This is a genomic window from Arthrobacter sp. YA7-1 (genome assembly GCF_025960325.1).
GTDB classification, from domain to species: domain Bacteria; phylum Actinomycetota; class Actinomycetes; order Actinomycetales; family Micrococcaceae; genus Arthrobacter; species Arthrobacter bambusae_A.
On sequence record NZ_CP110114.1, the window covers coordinates 62,492 to 77,505 of the forward strand.

Sequence of the window (15,014 nt, forward strand, 5' to 3'; positions counted from 1 at the left end):
CACAAAGACTCGCAAGGGGGATATTCCATGACTGACCAGCCAGCCAAACCCGAGAACGCTCCCGAGGGCGACGAACCGCCCAAGGGCTACGAACCGCCGTCCTACATTCCACCCGCATCCCAACCCGGCGAAAACCCGTACGCCGAGCAGCCGTTTGCCTCGCCGGCGGCTTCCGGCCCCTACGGCCAGCCGCAGCAACCGCGGCCGCACCAGTCCCAGGAACCGTACGGCCAGGCGCAGGGCGGCCCGGCCCAATACGGCCAGCCCGCCTACGGACACCAGCCCTCCAGCCCTTACGGACAGCCTGCCTCGCCCTATGCACAGGCACCGCAGGGCCAGTCACCGTATGGGCAGCCGGCCAGCCCCTACGGCCAGCCCGCTTACTATGGCATGGCCGCCGAGCCCAAGGGCCTGAGTATAGCGAGCATGTGCTGCGGGATCGCTGTCTTCGTGGGCTTTGGCTTCTTTGTCCTGCCGCAGATTGCCGCCGTGATTCTTGGCCACATGGCCCTCAAGAAGGAACCAGCCGGCAAAGGCATGGCTATCGCGGGCCTTGTGATGGGGTATCTGGGAATTGTCGGCGCGATCATTTTCTGGGTCTTTATCGCGATTTTTGCCGCCACGGCCTCTCGCTACAACTACAACTACTAGCAACGACGACGGCGGCCGGTGCGCTTGGCGGGAAACCCACCGAACGCACCGGCCGTCGTCGCGGTCTAGTTCGATTACATGACTGTTAAGTGACTAGCGGACGCCGCCCATCAATTTCTTGATGGCAGGCGCGCCGGCAGCCAAGGCCACCGCGATGACCACGGCTGTGCCGCCGACGCCCAGGAAGTACGGCAGTTCGTTGTCAGGGTTGTACAGCCCGGCGAGGATGCCGGCCAGCGCGGTGCCGAGAGACACCGAGAGGAAGAACAAGGCCACCATCTGGGTGTGGAAGGCCTTGGGAGCCAGCTTGGTGCTCACGGACAGGCCGATGGGGGACAGGAACAGTTCCGCCAAAGTGAAAAGGAACAGGATTCCCACGAGCGCAAGCAGCGGGGTCTTCCCGGCGCCGGACAACGGGATGAAGGCCAGGAATGCCAGGCCCATGACGAAGAGTCCGGCAGCAAACTTGATGGGGGATCCCGGCTGCTTCGGACCGAGTTTTGTCCAGAGGGCAGCCATGACGCCCGCAAAGACGATGATGAATACAGGGTTGATGGACTGTACCCAGGCTGCCGGCATTTCCCAGCCGAAGAGGTTGCGGTCCAGTTTCTCTTCCGAGTAGACAGCAATGAATGTGAACTGCTGCTGGAAGAGGGCCCAGAAGGCTGCCGATGCGATGTAGAGCGGGATGAACGCGACAACACGCTTGCGCTCGAACGACGCGACCTTCTTGCTTCGGAAGATCAGCGTGAAATAGATCACCGAGGCGATGATGGCGGCGTAGGCCATGCTCTTGGCCAGGTTGCCGGGGTTCACCACGCCGGTCATCAACAGCACGGCGATCACGATGGCGATGCCGAAGAAGATGAGCCCGTAACGGCTCCGCTGTGCGGAGGGGAGGGGGTTCGGGACGCGGTGGGCTTCTTCCGGGAGCTTGTTTCGGCCGAGCGCGTAGATGACCAGGCCGATCGCCATGCCGACTGCGGCTGCGCCGAAGCCCCAGTGGAAGCCGCTGCTTTCCTGCAGCCAGCCGGTAACGAGCGGTCCAATGAGGGCGCCGGCGTTGATACCCATGTAGAAGATGGAGAAGCCGGCGTCACGGCGTTCGTCCTTCTCGCCGTAAAGGGTGCCCACCAGCGCTGTTGCGTTGGCTTTGAGGCCACCGGATCCGATGCCGACCAGCACCAAGCCTGCCACCAGGCCCGGGATGCCGGGGAGGAGGGCAAGCGCGATGTGGCCGGACATGATCATGATGGCGGAACCGAAAAGTACCCGTTCGGAGCCGAAAAGCCGGTCCGCCAACCAGGCGCCCAGGATCGTGGAGAGGTATACGCCTCCGCCGTACGCGCCAACCAGTCCGGCGGCGAGCGATTTGTCGATCGAGAGTCCGCCATGGTCCGCGGTGAAGTACATGTAGTAAAGCAGGATGCCCTGCATGCCGTAGAAAGAGAAACGCTCCCACATTTCTACGGAGAAGAGGCTGGCCAGCATCTTTGGGTGGCCGAAAAATGACGTATCGCCCGCGTTTTTGGCGGGCGTCCGCGTGTCAAGAGTTGTGCTCATCTGATCCATGGTGACATTGACTGAGCGCATTGTCACATTTTTTAGATGCCTCAGGCAACTATCCGCCGGCGATAGGTGCCGGTTTTTGCTGCAGTTCAAGCTGCCTTGCGAGCCGCAGGAGCAATAGCTCGGAGCCCGGTTTCCCGATGAGCTGGATCCCCATCGGAAGTCCCGTTCCAGGGGGTGGACCGGTCCAATGAACGGGCACCGTGACCGCCGGCAGACCGCACACGTTCACCATGGAGGACCACGGCGCAAACTCGCATTGCTTGCGGTAGTCGTCGTCTGCGTCGCCCGGCCAGTCGGGAGCCGGCCATTGCTCGCCTCCGGGTGTGGAGCCGGTGAACCAGCCGACGGGCCGTGGAGTCTGTGCCAGTGACGGTGTCAGAACGATGTCCCATTGTGCATACTGGACCACCGTGTCGTGGGTGAACTGCCGGAGGAAACCGAGGGCTTCGTTGACCTTGGCAGCGCTACGTTGCTGTGCCCGACGCCGGAAGGTCCGGGTCAGCGGGGTCAGCAGGGCTTCGCGATGCGGCAGGATACGGGCGCTCCCGACGCCGGCAGTCCAGGCGGTAGTGAATGCTTCCGGGTAACGGTTGTCGTAGCGGATCCCGGCGTCGAGCACTGAGTGGCCCGCTCCGGTCAGTAGATCGACGCCCTTGGCGAGGGCCTCCAGGGCCTCCTGCTCCGGGGCAAAGGGAAATGCGGTGGACCACGGGCTGTCCAGGCTCGTGCCGATGCGCAAGGGGGCCGGAGCCTCCTCGAGCCCAGCAAGGTAGCCCCCTTCCGGCCGGATTCCGTCTGGCACCAGGGCATCCATCATCAGCGCGGCATCGGGGGCTGAACGAGCCAGCGGTCCGGCCACCACCAAGCGCGCCGCGTCACCCACGCTTTCGCCGGCCGGCACCAGGCCCCGGCCCGGCTTCAACCCCACCAGTCCGCATGCCGCAGCGGGAATACGTATGGACCCGCCCCCGTCGCTCCCGGGCGCAAAGGGAACCAAGCCCGCCGCAACCGCGGCGGCGCTGCCCCCCGACGAGCCCCCTGAGCTGCGGCTCAATGCGTGCGGGTTGCGCGACGGCGGTGCGATGCGGTTCTCGCTGTAGGCCGTGAGTCCGAATTCCGGAACCTGGGTCTTGCCCAGTGAGATGGCGCCGGCGCCTTTGAGTGCCGCGGCAAGGGCGCCGTCTTCGGGGGCAGGCTTGCGGTCCAGGGCTCCACTGCCGTGGGTGGTGACGACTCCCGCAACATCGGCAAGGTCTTTGAAGGCCAGCGGCACACCGTGAAGAAGGGGGAGCCCGGGGCCCCCGCGGCGCTGGTGAACATACGCTTCGTCGGCGGCCCGGGCGTCGAGCATGGCCTGGTCCGCGGTCACCGTGACGAACGCGCCCAGCGTATGGTTCTGCTGTTCGATCCTCGCAAGGAAGTGTTCCGCAACCTCAGTGGCCGAGAGCTGACCGGTGGCCAGCGCCTGGCGCAGCTGGACCGCGCCGAGTTCGTGGATGTCAGCCAAGGAAGCGGGACTCCAGTCGCTCCTCAACGGCAACGGCCTCGCCGTCGGACGCTTCGCCGGGTGCCGCGGTGACGCGATAGGCGGCCTTGCCCCTGACTTCGGCAACCACGTCCACGAGTTCCGTGCCCCTGTAAACGAGCCCGACGCCGTCGTCGGTGCAGTGTGTTTCCCCCAGCACGCCGTCCGCCACCAGCTGGTGGACCAGCGGGCGGCGGCCCGGTTCGGAGTCATAGTGGACACCGTTGGCGTAGGGGAGGAAGCCAAGTCCGTTGGTCACGGCGCGCAATTCAGGGCCGTAGGAGTCGGTTGTGCCGCCCTGGAACCAACAAATCGAGCCCGCTGACACTCCGGCTAGCACCACGCCCTGTTCCCAGACGCGCCTCAGAATTCCGTCCAGCCCGTGGGCACGCCACACGGCCAGAAGATTGACCACGGAACCACCATTGACCCACACGACGTCCTGCTCCAGGAGGTACGACTCGGGATCGCCGTAATTGGGCATGGTGAAGAGGTTCAGGTGGGTGATATCGAAGCCCGAAACCCGGGCGGCCTGGTCCAGTTCCGCGGCGAACCAGCGCTGGTCTCCGGACGCCGTGCCAAGATGCGCCACCCGCGGCGCGCGTCCGCTCACCCCGGAAAGTTCGACGGCGTGGTGAACCAGGAGGTCGAACTCCATCCTGGTGCGATGACCGGACTTATAGCCGCCGGAGGTTGCCAGGATGGTGGGCTCGCCAGCAGCCATGGTGCCGTCTCCTTGATTCGAGCGTTCCCGGGTCGCCGCAACGGCGAACATTTAGCGACAACACTAGTGCCGTGATGACGCAGTGAGGAAGTACCGTAACCTGCCGCGCCCCACGAGTCTCGGCGATGATGGCGACGGGCTCCGGTATTAGTGTTGATTTGGAGATCTGAATCAACTGGAAGGAACTCACGTGAGCGATTTCGAGACCGTGCCCGTCGGCGATGTTCCGGCTGGCGCGAAAATCCTGGATGTCCGGGAGGATTACGAATGGGTGGCGGGCCACGCCGAGGGCGCGCTTCACATCCCGCTTGACCAGATCCCGGGGCGCCTTGACGAACTTGATCCGGACGATGACCTCTATGTCATCTGCCGGACGGGCGGACGGTCCTTCCGGGCGGTTCAGTGGCTGGTGGGGCAGGGCTACACCGCCACCAACATCGCGGGAGGCATGGACATGTGGTTTGAGACCGGCCGCCCGATGGTTTCGGAAAACGGCCTCAAGCCTGTCGTCCTGTAGCCACAACGCATAACACTTAAGGAATATATACATGTCGGCATCCGCGCTCACCTACACCTTCCTCGGTCCGGAAGGTACCTTCACCGAGGCTGCGCTCCTGCAAGTCCCCGGCGCGGCTGACGCCAACAGGGTGCCTTGCACCAATGTGAACACGGCATTGGAGAGGGTTCGCCAGGGTGCAGCGGACGCAGCCATGGTGCCGATCGAGAACTCGGTGGAAGGTGGCGTGACCGCCACCCTGGATGCCATTGCCACCGGGACCGAGCTGAGGATCATCCGTGAAGCCCTCGTTCCCATCACGTTCGTGCTGGTTGCCCGCCCCGGAGTGAAGATCTCCGATATCCGCCGGATCTCCACGCACGGCCATGCCTGGGCCCAGTGCCGGCTGTGGGTCGACGAAAATATCCCGAATGCGGAATACGTGCCGGGATCCTCCACCGCGGCAGCCGCCGTCGGGCTCCTCGAAGGCGATGCGCACTATGACGCCGCCATCTGCGCCCCCCTCGTTGCGGCCGAACGCCCGGGCCTGAACATCCTTGCGGAGAACATCGGTGACAACCCTGGCGCGGTGACCCGTTTCGTCCTGGTCAGCCGTCCTGGTGCATTGACTGAACGCACGGGCGCGGACAAGACCACCGTCGTCGTGCCCTTGCCCGAAGACCGCCCCGGCGCCCTGATGGAAATCCTTGACCAGTTTGCCACCCGCGGGGTCAACCTCAGCCGCATCGAGTCCCGGCCCACCGGCCAGTACCTGGGCCATTACTTCTTCAGCATCGACGCCGACGGCCACGCCTCGGATGCCCGGGTGGCCGACGCCCTGGCAGGTCTGCACCGGATCAGCCCGGCCACGCGCTTCCTGGGGTCCTATGCGCGGGCGGACGAACAGAAAGCCTTGGTGGCTCCGCATACCTCCGACGCCGCGTTCGCCTCCGCACATGCCTGGGTTCGTCGCATTCTGAGTGGCGAACCGGGCGCCTGAGCGGCCTGAATCCGCCCCCGCAAAGCGTTGGATAATTGACTCTTCAACCCCTATCGCGTGGATAAAACTGTGCGTATGCTTGCTTGATCCACAATTGATGGACGCATGCCCCTAACGGAGGGAGCGGGCCATGTCGGGAAATAGCAATGACACCAGCGGCCAGGGAATGATCGTCAACCCCAAGCCCAAGGCGGACAACCAGGACTGGGACGGCGACGACGCCGACCGGGCCGATCGGCTGCGCTTTGAAGAAGAACAGGCCATGATTCGCGAGCAATCGGAAGCGCGCGCGGCTGCCAAAGCCTTGGCAGAACACAAAGCAACGGAAGCGGCGAAGAACGCCAAGTAGCGTGTCGCCCTATTGCGCGGGCATCGGTTATTGCACGCGCACGAGGAGGGAACGCGGCTCCACCTTGACGGTGACTTGCGTGGCCTCGCCCGAGGGATCGCCGTCAAGTTGTGTGGCCATCGGTTCGTTGCTGCTGATGACCACTTTGCCGGAACGGTAGTAATTCATGACCGGCAGGTTCCGGTTGTGCTTGAACAAGATCTTGGCATACACCGCGATCCAGCCGATGGCGCTGCGGGGGCTCATGACCACAACGTCCAGGACCCCGTCGTCGATCATGGCACCGGGGATGAAGTCGATGCCCCCCGGGATCAGGCCGCAGTTGGCGAACAAGACGCTTCGGATTTTCCGTGACTGCTCGGGCTCGTCGTCCATGGCAATGGTGACCCTTTTGCGCTGTCCGGGCAGGTGGCGGACGCCCGCCTCGGTGTAGGCCAGCCAACCGACTGCTTTTTTGAGGCCGTCGTTGGTGTCGCCCACAACCTCGGCATCCAGCCCCATGCCGGCGATCACCAGGAACGCATGCTCGGAAGAGGCGCCTGTCCGCTCGTTGTGGATCGCCATCCGGGCGGTGTCGATGTAGCGCTGGTGGCCGAAGAGCGCGGTGTGGACGTTGCCGCGCAGATCGTTGACATCCAGATTCACGTTGCGTGCCAGCAGGTTTCCGGTGCCCAGGGGGATCAAGCCCATCGCCACGTTGGTGTGCGCGAGGGCCTCAGCCACCACGCGCACGGTACCGTCGCCGCCGCCGACAAGTACGACGTCGGGCCTGTACGCCAGAGCCGCCTTGGCTTGCGAATGGCCGGGGTCGTCCGCGGTGGTGTCGAAGAAGCGGGGTTCGTCCCAGCCCGCAAGATGGCAGGCGTCCCGGATGATCCTCCGCGCATCCTCGGCTTTCGTCTTCACCGGGTTGAGGATCACGGCAACCCTTTGCAAACCGGCTTCGGGCTTGTGCACGGCTTCGTGCACGGCGCTGCGCGCATGCCTGGCCTTGAGCCGGCGCACGCCCCACCAACTGGAGACGGCAAAGACCACGCCCCCAGCCAGAATCACGTACAGGATCCAGTTGCTCATGGTGCTTCAACCCTATCCCGCGGAAGGTGCGGCGGCGCGCGGCGGCAGGGGGTGCCTGCCGCCGTCGGACGCTGGCGGCGGAGCTGCGCGCTGATTCGATACTCTAGTCTGGTGATCGACGTAAAAGACCTCAGCGAAAACCCGGACAAGTTCCGTGCCAGCCAGCGCGCCCGCGGCGCCGACGAGTCCGTGGTGGACGCGATCATTTCCGCCGATGCAGACCGCCGCGCGGCACTGATCCGCTACGAAAACCTCCGTGCGGAGCAGAACGTCTTCGGCAAGAAGGTGGCACAGGCCAAGGGCGAGGAAAAGCAAGCGCTGCTCGCCGAGGTCAAGGAACTGGCCAACTCGGTCAAGGCTGCCTCTGCCGAAGCCGACGCCGCCCAGGCCAAGCAGGAAGAGCTGCTCCGCGTCATCCCCAACCTGATTGAGGACGGCGTGCCCGAGGGTGGCGAGGACGACTTCGTGGTGGTCAAGACGGTCGGCACCCCGCGCGAATTTACGGACTTCGAACCCAAGGACCACCTTGAGATCGGCGAACTCATCGGCGCGATTGACATGGAACGCGGCGCCAAGGTCTCCGGTTCGCGCTTCTACTTCCTCCGCGGCGTCGGCGCCCGGCTGGAGATGGCACTGTTGCAGATGGCCATGGACCAGGCCATCGAGGCCGGCTTCGTACCGATGATCACCCCCACGTTGGTGCGTCCGGAGATCATGCAGGGCACCGGTTTCGATGTAAAGCACGACGCCGAGATCTACCGTCTCGCCGAAGACGACCTTTACCTTGTGGGAACCTCGGAGGTGGCCCTCGCCGGCTACCACTCGGACGAAATCCTGGACCTTTCGGCAGGCCCCATCCGCTACGCCGGGCAGAGTTCCTGCTACCGCCGCGAAGCCGGTTCGCATGGCAAGGACACCCGCGGCATCATCCGCGTCCACCAGTTCAACAAAGTGGAGATGTTCATCTACACCACGGTTGAAGAAGCCGCTGCCGAGCATGAGCGCCTCCTGGCCTGGGAAGAGGAAATGCTTGCGAAGGTGGAACTCCCGTACCGTGTGATCGACACCGCCGCGGGCGATCTCGGCATGTCCGCGGCCCGGAAGTTCGACTGCGAAGCCTGGGTCCCCACCCAGAACGCGTACCGCGAGCTCACCTCGACGTCCAACTGCACCACCTTCCAGGCCCGTCGCCTCAACATCCGTGAGCGTGCGGTCAATGAGGACGGCGTTGCGAAGGGCACCCGCGCCGTCGCCACGCTGAACGGTACCCTGGCCACCACCCGCTGGATCGTGGCCATCCTGGAGCACCACCAGAACCCGGATGGCTCCGTGAACGTCCCCAAGGCACTCCAGAAGTACATCGGAGGGCTCGAGGTGCTCCCCGTCCTGTAGCCTCCTGCATTCCGTGGCCCCCGGAATGCCGGCTCGGACCGGTCCTCCACAGCCTGGTTTGTCCACATAGGGATAAAGGACGGCTGACGCCGCGCGACGATCCATGGAGAGTAATTCCATGGACATCCCTCCGCAGATCATTGTCTCGGCCGAGCGGCTTGCTCTCACAGGCTCCACGGCCGTGATTCACCGTCCATTCAGGGCAGGCCGCCTCGTCCGGCTGAGGCGCGGGTATTACGTGAAAACCTCCACCTGGGTGGAAGCGACGCCTGCCCAGAGGTTCGAGTGGTCCGCGGCGGCGGTGGGCCTGGCATTCGAGCAGTCCGTGTTTTGCGGTGAGTCCGCAGCTGTCGTGCTAGGCGTCCCGACGCTGCGCCCCCCGGAGTTCGTCGATCTGGCCACTTCCTCGGAGCGGACCACCGGACGGCGGCCGGCAACGTTTGTGGTCCACGGAAAGAGCGTGCTCGCCGAAAAGGCGCGGAACACAGGCAACCATCCCATGCGTTACGTCCTTCGACGCGACGCTGAGGCAGTGGTTTCCGGCCGGTTTTCCTGCACCAGTCCGGTGCAGACGGCCGTGGACGTCATGTGTACCTCGTCCTTCAGCAGGGCGCTGGTTGTAGCTGACGGAATCGCACGCATGCTGGCGGAGCAGGGTTCGCTCGGGCAGGATGCCTGCTTGATCGAGCACCCTGAGATCGCCTTGGCACTGGACGGGATCGTAGCTGATGCCACCAAGCACCGGGCAGTCCGCATCGCGAGCTTGGCAAACGCGAACGCCGATTCAGTGGGGGAGTCGTACAGCAGGGTCGTCATCGAGCTGCTTGGCTTTGAGCAGCCGCTCCAGCATCACACCGACGATTCCGATCAGTTCGTTGCACGGGCCGCGTTCTGGTGGCCGGAGCACTTGATCGCGGGCGAATTCGAGGGCGGGCAACAGGAGAAGCCGGGTGAGGAGAGCATCCGTGCATCGGGGATCACCGTAGTTAGGTGGAATTGGGCCGATTTGGAGGAGCCGGGCCTTCTTCGGCAGAAGCTCCTGCGTGCCGGACTGCGGCCGCGCGCCAGGGCCTCAAGTTAACATTCACACTGTGGACTACCTGGGAGTATTCACCGCGTGTTAATCCCCTGCTGTGGCCTTCGTCCTAGCTGGTGTCGGTGGGGTCTGCTTCACTGGAGGCATGACTATTTTGACTGATACCTCAGTCGCTGGCATCGATGACCAGCGGAATTCGAATCACAAACTCATGGTCGCGTTGGACGTCGACGGAACCCTCGTCGACCACGATGGCCACATGACACCGGGTGTCCGCGAGGCCGCAAGGGCTGTGGTCGCCCACGGACACGATGTCCTGATCGCCACTGGACGCTCGTTGAATGCCACCCTGCCCATCATTGAGCAGATCGGACTGGAACGCGGCTATGCCGTGTGCTGCAACGGCGGCGTCACGTTGCGCCTCGATCCCCAGCTGGACGCAGGTTACGAGGTCATTCACAAGGCAACCTTCGATCCCGCTCCGGCGTTGATGGCACTTCGCGAGCAGCTTCCGTCCGCAAAGTACGCGCTCGAGGATGAGGACGGAAACTTCCTCTCCACCGAGCGATTCCAGGACGCCAGCTTCGGCGTTGAGGCAATCGGCGTGGATTTCCAGACGATGCTGGACGCCACCGCGGTGCGTGTAGTGGTCTTCAGCAGCGAGAACACGGCCGAAGAATTTTCCACGGCCATTCGCAAGATCGGGCTCTCCGGGGTCACCTACTCAGTAGGTTGGACGGCTTGGTTGGATATCGCGGCCGCCGGGGTCACCAAGGCCAGTGCTTTGGAGCATCTGCGCCAGCGGCTCGGCACTCACCCCCGCCACACGGTGGCAGTGGGGGACGGCCGCAATGACATCGAGATGCTCAGCTGGGCCGGGCGCGGTGTCGCCATGGGCCAGGCACCCGAGGAAGTCATCGCCGTCGCGGATGAGGTCACCGCGTCGGTCTACGACGACGGCGCGGCCCTCATCCTGCGTCGCCTGTTGTAGCCGGGGTCCCGGCGCAGCGGTAACAGGCCGAAGCGCAGCGGGGCTGGCCGGCGGATGCCCGCCGCAGCTCACACGGCGTCGGAGACCACGGTGATGATTCGCCGCAGGCTCATCGCGACCGAAGCGGTGGCGTTCACGGACGCTTGGTCGGCCGCGGCCTCCGTGAGGGTGCCACTCAGTGCGGCCACACTGTCCCGGGCGGCTTCGAGGGAGCTCTTGAAGTCTTCGGCGTCTCCATGCCTCCATTGCCGAATCGCCACCGCAACGTCCACCAGGGCCTCCGCCAAATGCGGCGGGACACCCTCCGGAATGACCGTCCCCGCGTCCTCTTCCCAGATGACGCTTGCCAGGATATCCGTGATGTCCTGGACGTGGAAAGTCAGCCGTTCCATCGCGCGCAAACCGGCCAGGTCGCCGGGCAGGCGCCTGGCCCGACGGCGGGACCGTGGGTTCGCCTTGGCGCTCAACTTCGCCGCCTGGACGGCAGTCCGCACGTCGGTCGCCGTACGTGCGAGCTCGCCGCTGCGGCTCGCCCATTCTTCATGGTCCGGTGGCCAGGATTCCGTCATGGCGCTGGCCATGTCCCTGAGTTGCTTGGACAGCGCCCGTTGGTGTCCGTCGATGGCCGGATCAATGCCTTCAAGATGCAGGGGAGGCAAGACCAGCCAGTTCACCGCGAATCCGACTGCCACTCCCATGCCCATTTGCAGGACGTACGCGAATGAAAAGCCCTGCGTATTCGAATATCCCAGCACCAGCACGAACAACGCCGCCATGGGGACCCATTCGGAGGCGCTGCCGAGCCTTGGTAGTCCGCCGATGACCACGCCCAGGCCGACGACGACGGCAACCGCCAGTGCGTTCGGGGTGGTGAAGGTGGTCACGGCGAAGGCCATCGCTATGCCCAGCCCGAGTCCAAGCAGGCTTTGCAGCCCATGCTTGGCGGACGCCGCAACGGTGGGGTGCATGCTGACCAGGACACCCAGGGGCGCGTAGTACGGATACGCAGCGGCAGGCCCGGGCATCAGCGGCGCGAGGTACCAAGCCAGTCCGGCGGCGACGGCCGTTTTGGCGGCAAACAGGAGGCGGTGGCCTGTGACAGCTTGCCTGAGAGCGGGAAGAAGCCGCCCAAGCTTTTCCCTGGAGATCATGGACTCAAGGTAGGCCGGGAGGAATGGGTGTGTCGAGTACAAGATGGCTGAAGGCGTGACGACGCAATCAGTAAACCTCGAGGATCATTTGCAGCAAGCGGGCTGCGGCCGGCCTGGCGGCGTGCTCTTCCACCCATTGGGCCCGGGCAAGTGCCTTGCTCACGGCTTGGGTGCTGATGCCCAATTCCTGGGCCACGGCCTTCTGTTGTCCACGCACGCCGGGCGTCAGCAGGTCCAGGACGCGCCACTCAGCAACGCTTCGATGCTGCACGATGTGCCCCAGGAGCCGCAGCACAGCCTCCGATTCGGCAGCAAGTGCGGCGATGGGCCCCTCGACGGCCACGGGGACACGTTCCTTGCCATTCCGCAAGCGGTCCACGGCGCGGCGTGCGTAGACCAGTCCGTGCCCGGAGGCGTCTTTGATTTGGTTGGGCAGGGGTTCGTTGACCGGTCCGACGCCGATTCCCACGTACCACTGTCCGCTCCGCAAGGCGATGAGCGCCGAATCCACGGCCTGGTGCGGAAATTCCACGATGCCTTGGACTTCGTCCTCCACCGAACGGTCAAAGTCCAAGCACGCGGGGATGTGGCGCAGGTCTTTGAGCAGCTGCGGTACGAGGTCTCCGTTGCCGCGGCTGTCGCGTTGGTTGATGGTCAGCGTGAACATGGTGGATCAAACACTACCGGCAGGTAGCTGACTTTCAAGCGGTTAATTCGGAGCCAACTGCTCGTTACGGCCGCGGGTGCCCGGCGATTGCGGGCCGATTCGTTCCGCGTCGGTGACCCACCGATTAAAGTACGACGGCGGCGGGTGCGGTTCCCAGGGAACCGCACCCGCCGCCGTCGTGCAGGTCGAATTGCTTTAGTGCGCGCTCGGAACGAAACGCTTGATGGAAGCTTCCAGCTCGGCTTCGGCGGCTGCGCGGTCGGCCCAGCCTTCAGCCTTGACCCATTTGCCCGGCTCAAGGTCCTTGTAACGGGTGAAGAAGTGCTCGATTTCCTTGATCAGGAATTCGCTGACATCCGTGATCTCCTGGATGTGGTCGAAGCGCGGATCGGCAGGAACACACAGGACCTTGGCGTCTCCGCCGCCGTCGTCGGTCATGTTGAACACGCCGATGGGGCGGGACTCGACGATGACACCGGGGTATAGGTCGAAGTCCTGCAGGAGCACCAGTGCGTCCAGCGGGTCGCCGTCCTCACCCAGGGTGTTCTCGAAGAACCCGTAGTGGGTGGGGTACTGCATGGAGGTGAACAGGACGCGGTCCAGGCGGACGCGACCGGTCTCGTGGTCAACTTCGTACTTGACGCGCGACCCCTTGGGGATCTCGATCGTGACGTCGTGCTTCATGGAATGCTCCTTGGCGGTATTGGCATGGGCGCGGCAACAGAGCAGCCGACGCCGCCGACTACTATTGAGGATATAGCGAGAGGCCCAAGTTTCTTGAAACGGTGGGGACATTCAAGACTTTGAGGACTAAGGCTGCATGACGGGCGTTGACGAGGCGGGGACTGAAAAGCAGGCTCCGGAACAGCAGGACACTCCGATTCTCAGGCCAAGGGGGCCAAGGGCCAGGAAGTCCGCGTCGAAGGGCATCGTCCGCTTTCTGCCACTGGCCTTGTTGACCTTGGTCATCGCGGTCCTGGCCGTGCCGATGGGACTCGGGATCGCAGCTGGATTCATTGGTCCCGGCTTTCCGGGGGCAGCCGGTGCGCCCGGCCCCAAGGTGCCGGACTGGCAACAGGTCCCCAAGCAGCTGAGCCGCACCCAGATCGTTGCCCCCTTGGACGCTTCCGCTCCGGTCCCGTTGCCGGCCGATGTCACGAACCAGCTCAATGCCCTCTTGACCCCCGACGGCGGGGGAGACTTCACCGGAGTCGTCGAGGATGCGTTGACCGGGCTTCCGCTTTACGATCGCGACGGCGCCAAGAACCGGGTGCCGGCGTCCAACATGAAGTTGCTCACCGCAGTCGCGGCGCTGCGGGCGATCGGCCCGGAGACCCGCTTCAGCACTCGGGTCCTGGCGGGACCTTCGCCGTCGACCATCATCCTGAGCGCTGGAGGCGATGTCCTGCTCGGTGACGGCCCGTCCCAAGCCAATGAGGTGCTCGGCCATGCCGGTTTGGAGACCCTCGCGGCGGACACGGCAAAAGCTTTGCAGGACCGCGGCGTGAAGGGCCCGGTCACGGTGCAGTTGGACGATGGACTGTTCACCGGGCCTGCCTTGAACCCGGCATGGAGCCTCGACGATGTCGCCGCCGGGGAAACGGCGCCGGTCTTTCCGCTCGCCCTGAACTCGGCCCGGACAAGCCCGGGGGCAACCAACGGCCCGCGTCCGCAAGACGCCGCGCTCACCGCAGCCCAGGCTTTCGCGGGGAAGCTGCAAGCCGCGGGTGCCGCTGCTGGCTTCACGGTGGTCCCCGGTGTGGAACGCGCCGCGGCTCCAACCGGAAAGCAGGGCGTCCTCGCCAGCGCGGTGTCTGCCACCGTCCGCGAGCAAGTCGACTTGATGCTGGAAACGTCGGACAACTACCTCGCTGAGGTTTTCGGTCGGATGGCCGCGCTGTCCGAGGGAAAGCCGGGATCCAACGACGGCGCGACGGCGGCCGTGGGCGCCCAGCTCGCGGAACTCGGCGTCGCCTCGGACTCCATGCACTTGGCAGACGTGTCGGGCCTTGCCCTCGGCAACCAGGTGTCGGCGCGGCAGTTCGCGGACGTGGTCCGGGCCATTACCTCGGGACCCGACACCCGTCTCCGTGCCGCCCTCGCGGGGTTCCCGGTAGCCGGACTGACCGGGACGCTCGGCGACCGCTACACCGATGCGACCACCTCCCAGGGGGCGGGCCTGGTGCGGGCCAAGACCGGCACCTTGAATTCGGTGATCGCTTTGAGCGGCTACGTTGTGGACGCGAACGGCCGTCTCCTGGTCTTCTCCTTTATCGGCAACGGGCTGATGCCGGGCGCAGAAGGGAACAAGGTCGCGCTGGACAGGTCCGCCACGGCACTCGCGTCATGCGGTTGCCGGGCTGGCTGACATTCCCCCGCTCCCTGA

15 protein-coding genes are annotated in these 15,014 nt (G+C 64.7%); 8 read left to right on the forward strand and 7 right to left on the reverse strand.

Annotated elements, in window-relative coordinates:
* Nucleotides 1-27 precede the first annotated feature (27 nt).
* Nucleotides 28-651, forward strand: coding sequence for a DUF4190 domain-containing protein (locus tag OIT41_RS00325; protein ID WP_264637152.1), 624 nt, complete (start codon nt 28-30; stop codon nt 649-651).
* 93 nt (nt 652-744) lie between these two features.
* Here OIT41_RS00325 and OIT41_RS00330 read toward each other — a convergent pair whose 3' ends face one another.
* Genes OIT41_RS00330 through OIT41_RS00340 form a run of 3 tightly spaced genes read right to left on the reverse strand, consistent with a single transcriptional unit; the run spans nt 745 to nt 4,472 of the window.
* Nucleotides 745-2,223 carry a peptide MFS transporter gene (locus OIT41_RS00330; protein ID WP_413542338.1) on the reverse strand — a complete coding sequence of 493 codons (1,479 nt, stop codon included), beginning with the start codon at nt 2,221-2,223 and terminating at the stop codon, nt 745-747.
* A 49-nt stretch (nt 2,224-2,272) separates the two neighbouring features.
* Entirely contained in the window at nt 2,273-3,730 is a 1,458-nt protein-coding gene (locus OIT41_RS00335; RefSeq protein ID WP_264637154.1) for an amidase, read from the reverse strand.
* Nucleotides 3,723-4,472, reverse strand: a complete 750-nt coding sequence (locus OIT41_RS00340; protein WP_264637155.1) for a peptidase E — start codon at nt 4,470-4,472, stop codon at nt 3,723-3,725. The genes OIT41_RS00335 and OIT41_RS00340 overlap by 8 nt, the downstream gene beginning before the upstream one ends.
* Before the next feature lie 190 nt (nt 4,473-4,662).
* On the opposite strand from OIT41_RS00340, the gene OIT41_RS00345 reads away from it, so the two are divergent.
* The 3 genes from OIT41_RS00345 to OIT41_RS00355 all read left to right on the forward strand — a co-directional run bounded on the left by OIT41_RS00345 (nt 4,663) and on the right by OIT41_RS00355 (nt 6,317).
* Entirely contained in the window at nt 4,663-4,989 is a 327-nt protein-coding gene (locus OIT41_RS00345; protein WP_078107004.1) for a rhodanese-like domain-containing protein, read from the forward strand.
* 31 nt (nt 4,990-5,020) lie between these two features.
* Complete coding sequence (gene pheA, locus OIT41_RS00350) at nt 5,021-5,968, forward strand: prephenate dehydratase (protein ID WP_241707682.1); 948 nt, start codon at nt 5,021-5,023, stop codon at nt 5,966-5,968.
* Nucleotides 5,969-6,098: 130 nt separating this feature from the next.
* The gene (locus tag OIT41_RS00355) at nt 6,099-6,317 is read left to right on the forward strand and encodes a hypothetical protein (RefSeq protein WP_078107002.1); all 219 of its coding nucleotides are present in this window, start codon (nt 6,099-6,101) and stop codon (nt 6,315-6,317) included.
* Nucleotides 6,318-6,344: 27 nt separating this feature from the next.
* Here OIT41_RS00355 and OIT41_RS00360 read toward each other — a convergent pair whose 3' ends face one another.
* A complete protein-coding gene (locus OIT41_RS00360; protein ID WP_264637156.1) occupies nt 6,345-7,391 on the reverse strand; it encodes a diacylglycerol/lipid kinase family protein in 1,047 nt (348 codons plus the stop codon).
* 111 nt (nt 7,392-7,502) lie between these two features.
* On the opposite strand from OIT41_RS00360, the gene serS reads away from it, so the two are divergent.
* The 3 genes from serS to OIT41_RS00375 all read left to right on the forward strand — a co-directional run bounded on the left by serS (nt 7,503) and on the right by OIT41_RS00375 (nt 10,810).
* A complete protein-coding gene (gene serS, locus OIT41_RS00365; RefSeq protein ID WP_241707685.1) occupies nt 7,503-8,783 on the forward strand; it encodes a serine--tRNA ligase in 1,281 nt (426 codons plus the stop codon).
* Between the two features lie 118 nt (nt 8,784-8,901).
* Nucleotides 8,902-9,864, forward strand: coding sequence for a hypothetical protein (locus OIT41_RS00370; RefSeq protein ID WP_264637157.1), 963 nt, complete (start codon nt 8,902-8,904; stop codon nt 9,862-9,864).
* Nucleotides 9,865-9,964: 100 nt separating this feature from the next.
* The gene (locus OIT41_RS00375; protein ID WP_264637158.1) at nt 9,965-10,810 is read left to right on the forward strand and encodes an HAD family hydrolase; all 846 of its coding nucleotides are present in this window, start codon (nt 9,965-9,967) and stop codon (nt 10,808-10,810) included.
* A 68-nt stretch (nt 10,811-10,878) separates the two neighbouring features.
* Here the strand turns inward: OIT41_RS00375 and OIT41_RS00380 are convergent, their stop codons facing one another.
* The 3 genes from OIT41_RS00380 to OIT41_RS00390 all read right to left on the reverse strand — a co-directional run bounded on the left by OIT41_RS00380 (nt 10,879) and on the right by OIT41_RS00390 (nt 13,312).
* Nucleotides 10,879-11,961, reverse strand: a complete 1,083-nt coding sequence (locus OIT41_RS00380) for an aromatic acid exporter family protein (protein WP_264637159.1) — start codon at nt 11,959-11,961, stop codon at nt 10,879-10,881.
* 67 nt (nt 11,962-12,028) lie between these two features.
* Nucleotides 12,029-12,628, reverse strand: coding sequence for a MarR family transcriptional regulator (locus OIT41_RS00385; protein WP_078106996.1), 600 nt, complete (start codon nt 12,626-12,628; stop codon nt 12,029-12,031).
* A 195-nt stretch (nt 12,629-12,823) separates the two neighbouring features.
* On the reverse strand, nt 12,824-13,312 hold the full coding sequence (locus OIT41_RS00390; protein ID WP_078106994.1) for an inorganic diphosphatase: 489 nt from the start codon (nt 13,310-13,312) through the stop codon (nt 12,824-12,826).
* Nucleotides 13,313-13,448: 136 nt separating this feature from the next.
* On the opposite strand from OIT41_RS00390, the gene dacB reads away from it, so the two are divergent.
* Entirely contained in the window at nt 13,449-14,996 is a 1,548-nt protein-coding gene (gene dacB, locus OIT41_RS00395) for a D-alanyl-D-alanine carboxypeptidase/D-alanyl-D-alanine-endopeptidase (RefSeq protein WP_264637160.1), read from the forward strand.
* Nucleotides 14,997-15,014 lie beyond the last annotated feature (18 nt).

Bases quoted from the DNA above. Each gene is read 5' to 3' on its own strand.
- OIT41_RS00325 (WP_264637152.1), top strand. From the start codon at position 28: ATGACTGACCAGCCAGCCAAACCCGAGAACGCTCCCGAGGGCGACGAA.
- OIT41_RS00330 (WP_413542338.1), bottom strand. From the start codon at position 2,223: ATGGATCAGATGAGCACAACTCTTGACACGCGGACGCCCGCCAAAAAC.
- OIT41_RS00340 (WP_264637155.1), bottom strand. From the start codon at position 4,472: ATGGCTGCTGGCGAGCCCACCATCCTGGCAACCTCCGGCGGCTATAAG.
- pheA (WP_241707682.1), top strand. From the start codon at position 5,021: ATGTCGGCATCCGCGCTCACCTACACCTTCCTCGGTCCGGAAGGTACC.
- OIT41_RS00355 (WP_078107002.1), top strand. From the start codon at position 6,099: ATGTCGGGAAATAGCAATGACACCAGCGGCCAGGGAATGATCGTCAAC.
- OIT41_RS00360 (WP_264637156.1), bottom strand. From the start codon at position 7,391: ATGAGCAACTGGATCCTGTACGTGATTCTGGCTGGGGGCGTGGTCTTT.
- OIT41_RS00370 (WP_264637157.1), top strand. From the start codon at position 8,902: ATGGACATCCCTCCGCAGATCATTGTCTCGGCCGAGCGGCTTGCTCTC.
- OIT41_RS00375 (WP_264637158.1), top strand. From the start codon at position 9,965: ATGACTATTTTGACTGATACCTCAGTCGCTGGCATCGATGACCAGCGG.
- OIT41_RS00380 (WP_264637159.1), bottom strand. From the start codon at position 11,961: ATGATCTCCAGGGAAAAGCTTGGGCGGCTTCTTCCCGCTCTCAGGCAA.
- OIT41_RS00385 (WP_078106996.1), bottom strand. From the start codon at position 12,628: ATGTTCACGCTGACCATCAACCAACGCGACAGCCGCGGCAACGGAGAC.
- OIT41_RS00390 (WP_078106994.1), bottom strand. From the start codon at position 13,312: ATGAAGCACGACGTCACGATCGAGATCCCCAAGGGGTCGCGCGTCAAG.
- dacB (WP_264637160.1), top strand. From the start codon at position 13,449: ATGACGGGCGTTGACGAGGCGGGGACTGAAAAGCAGGCTCCGGAACAG.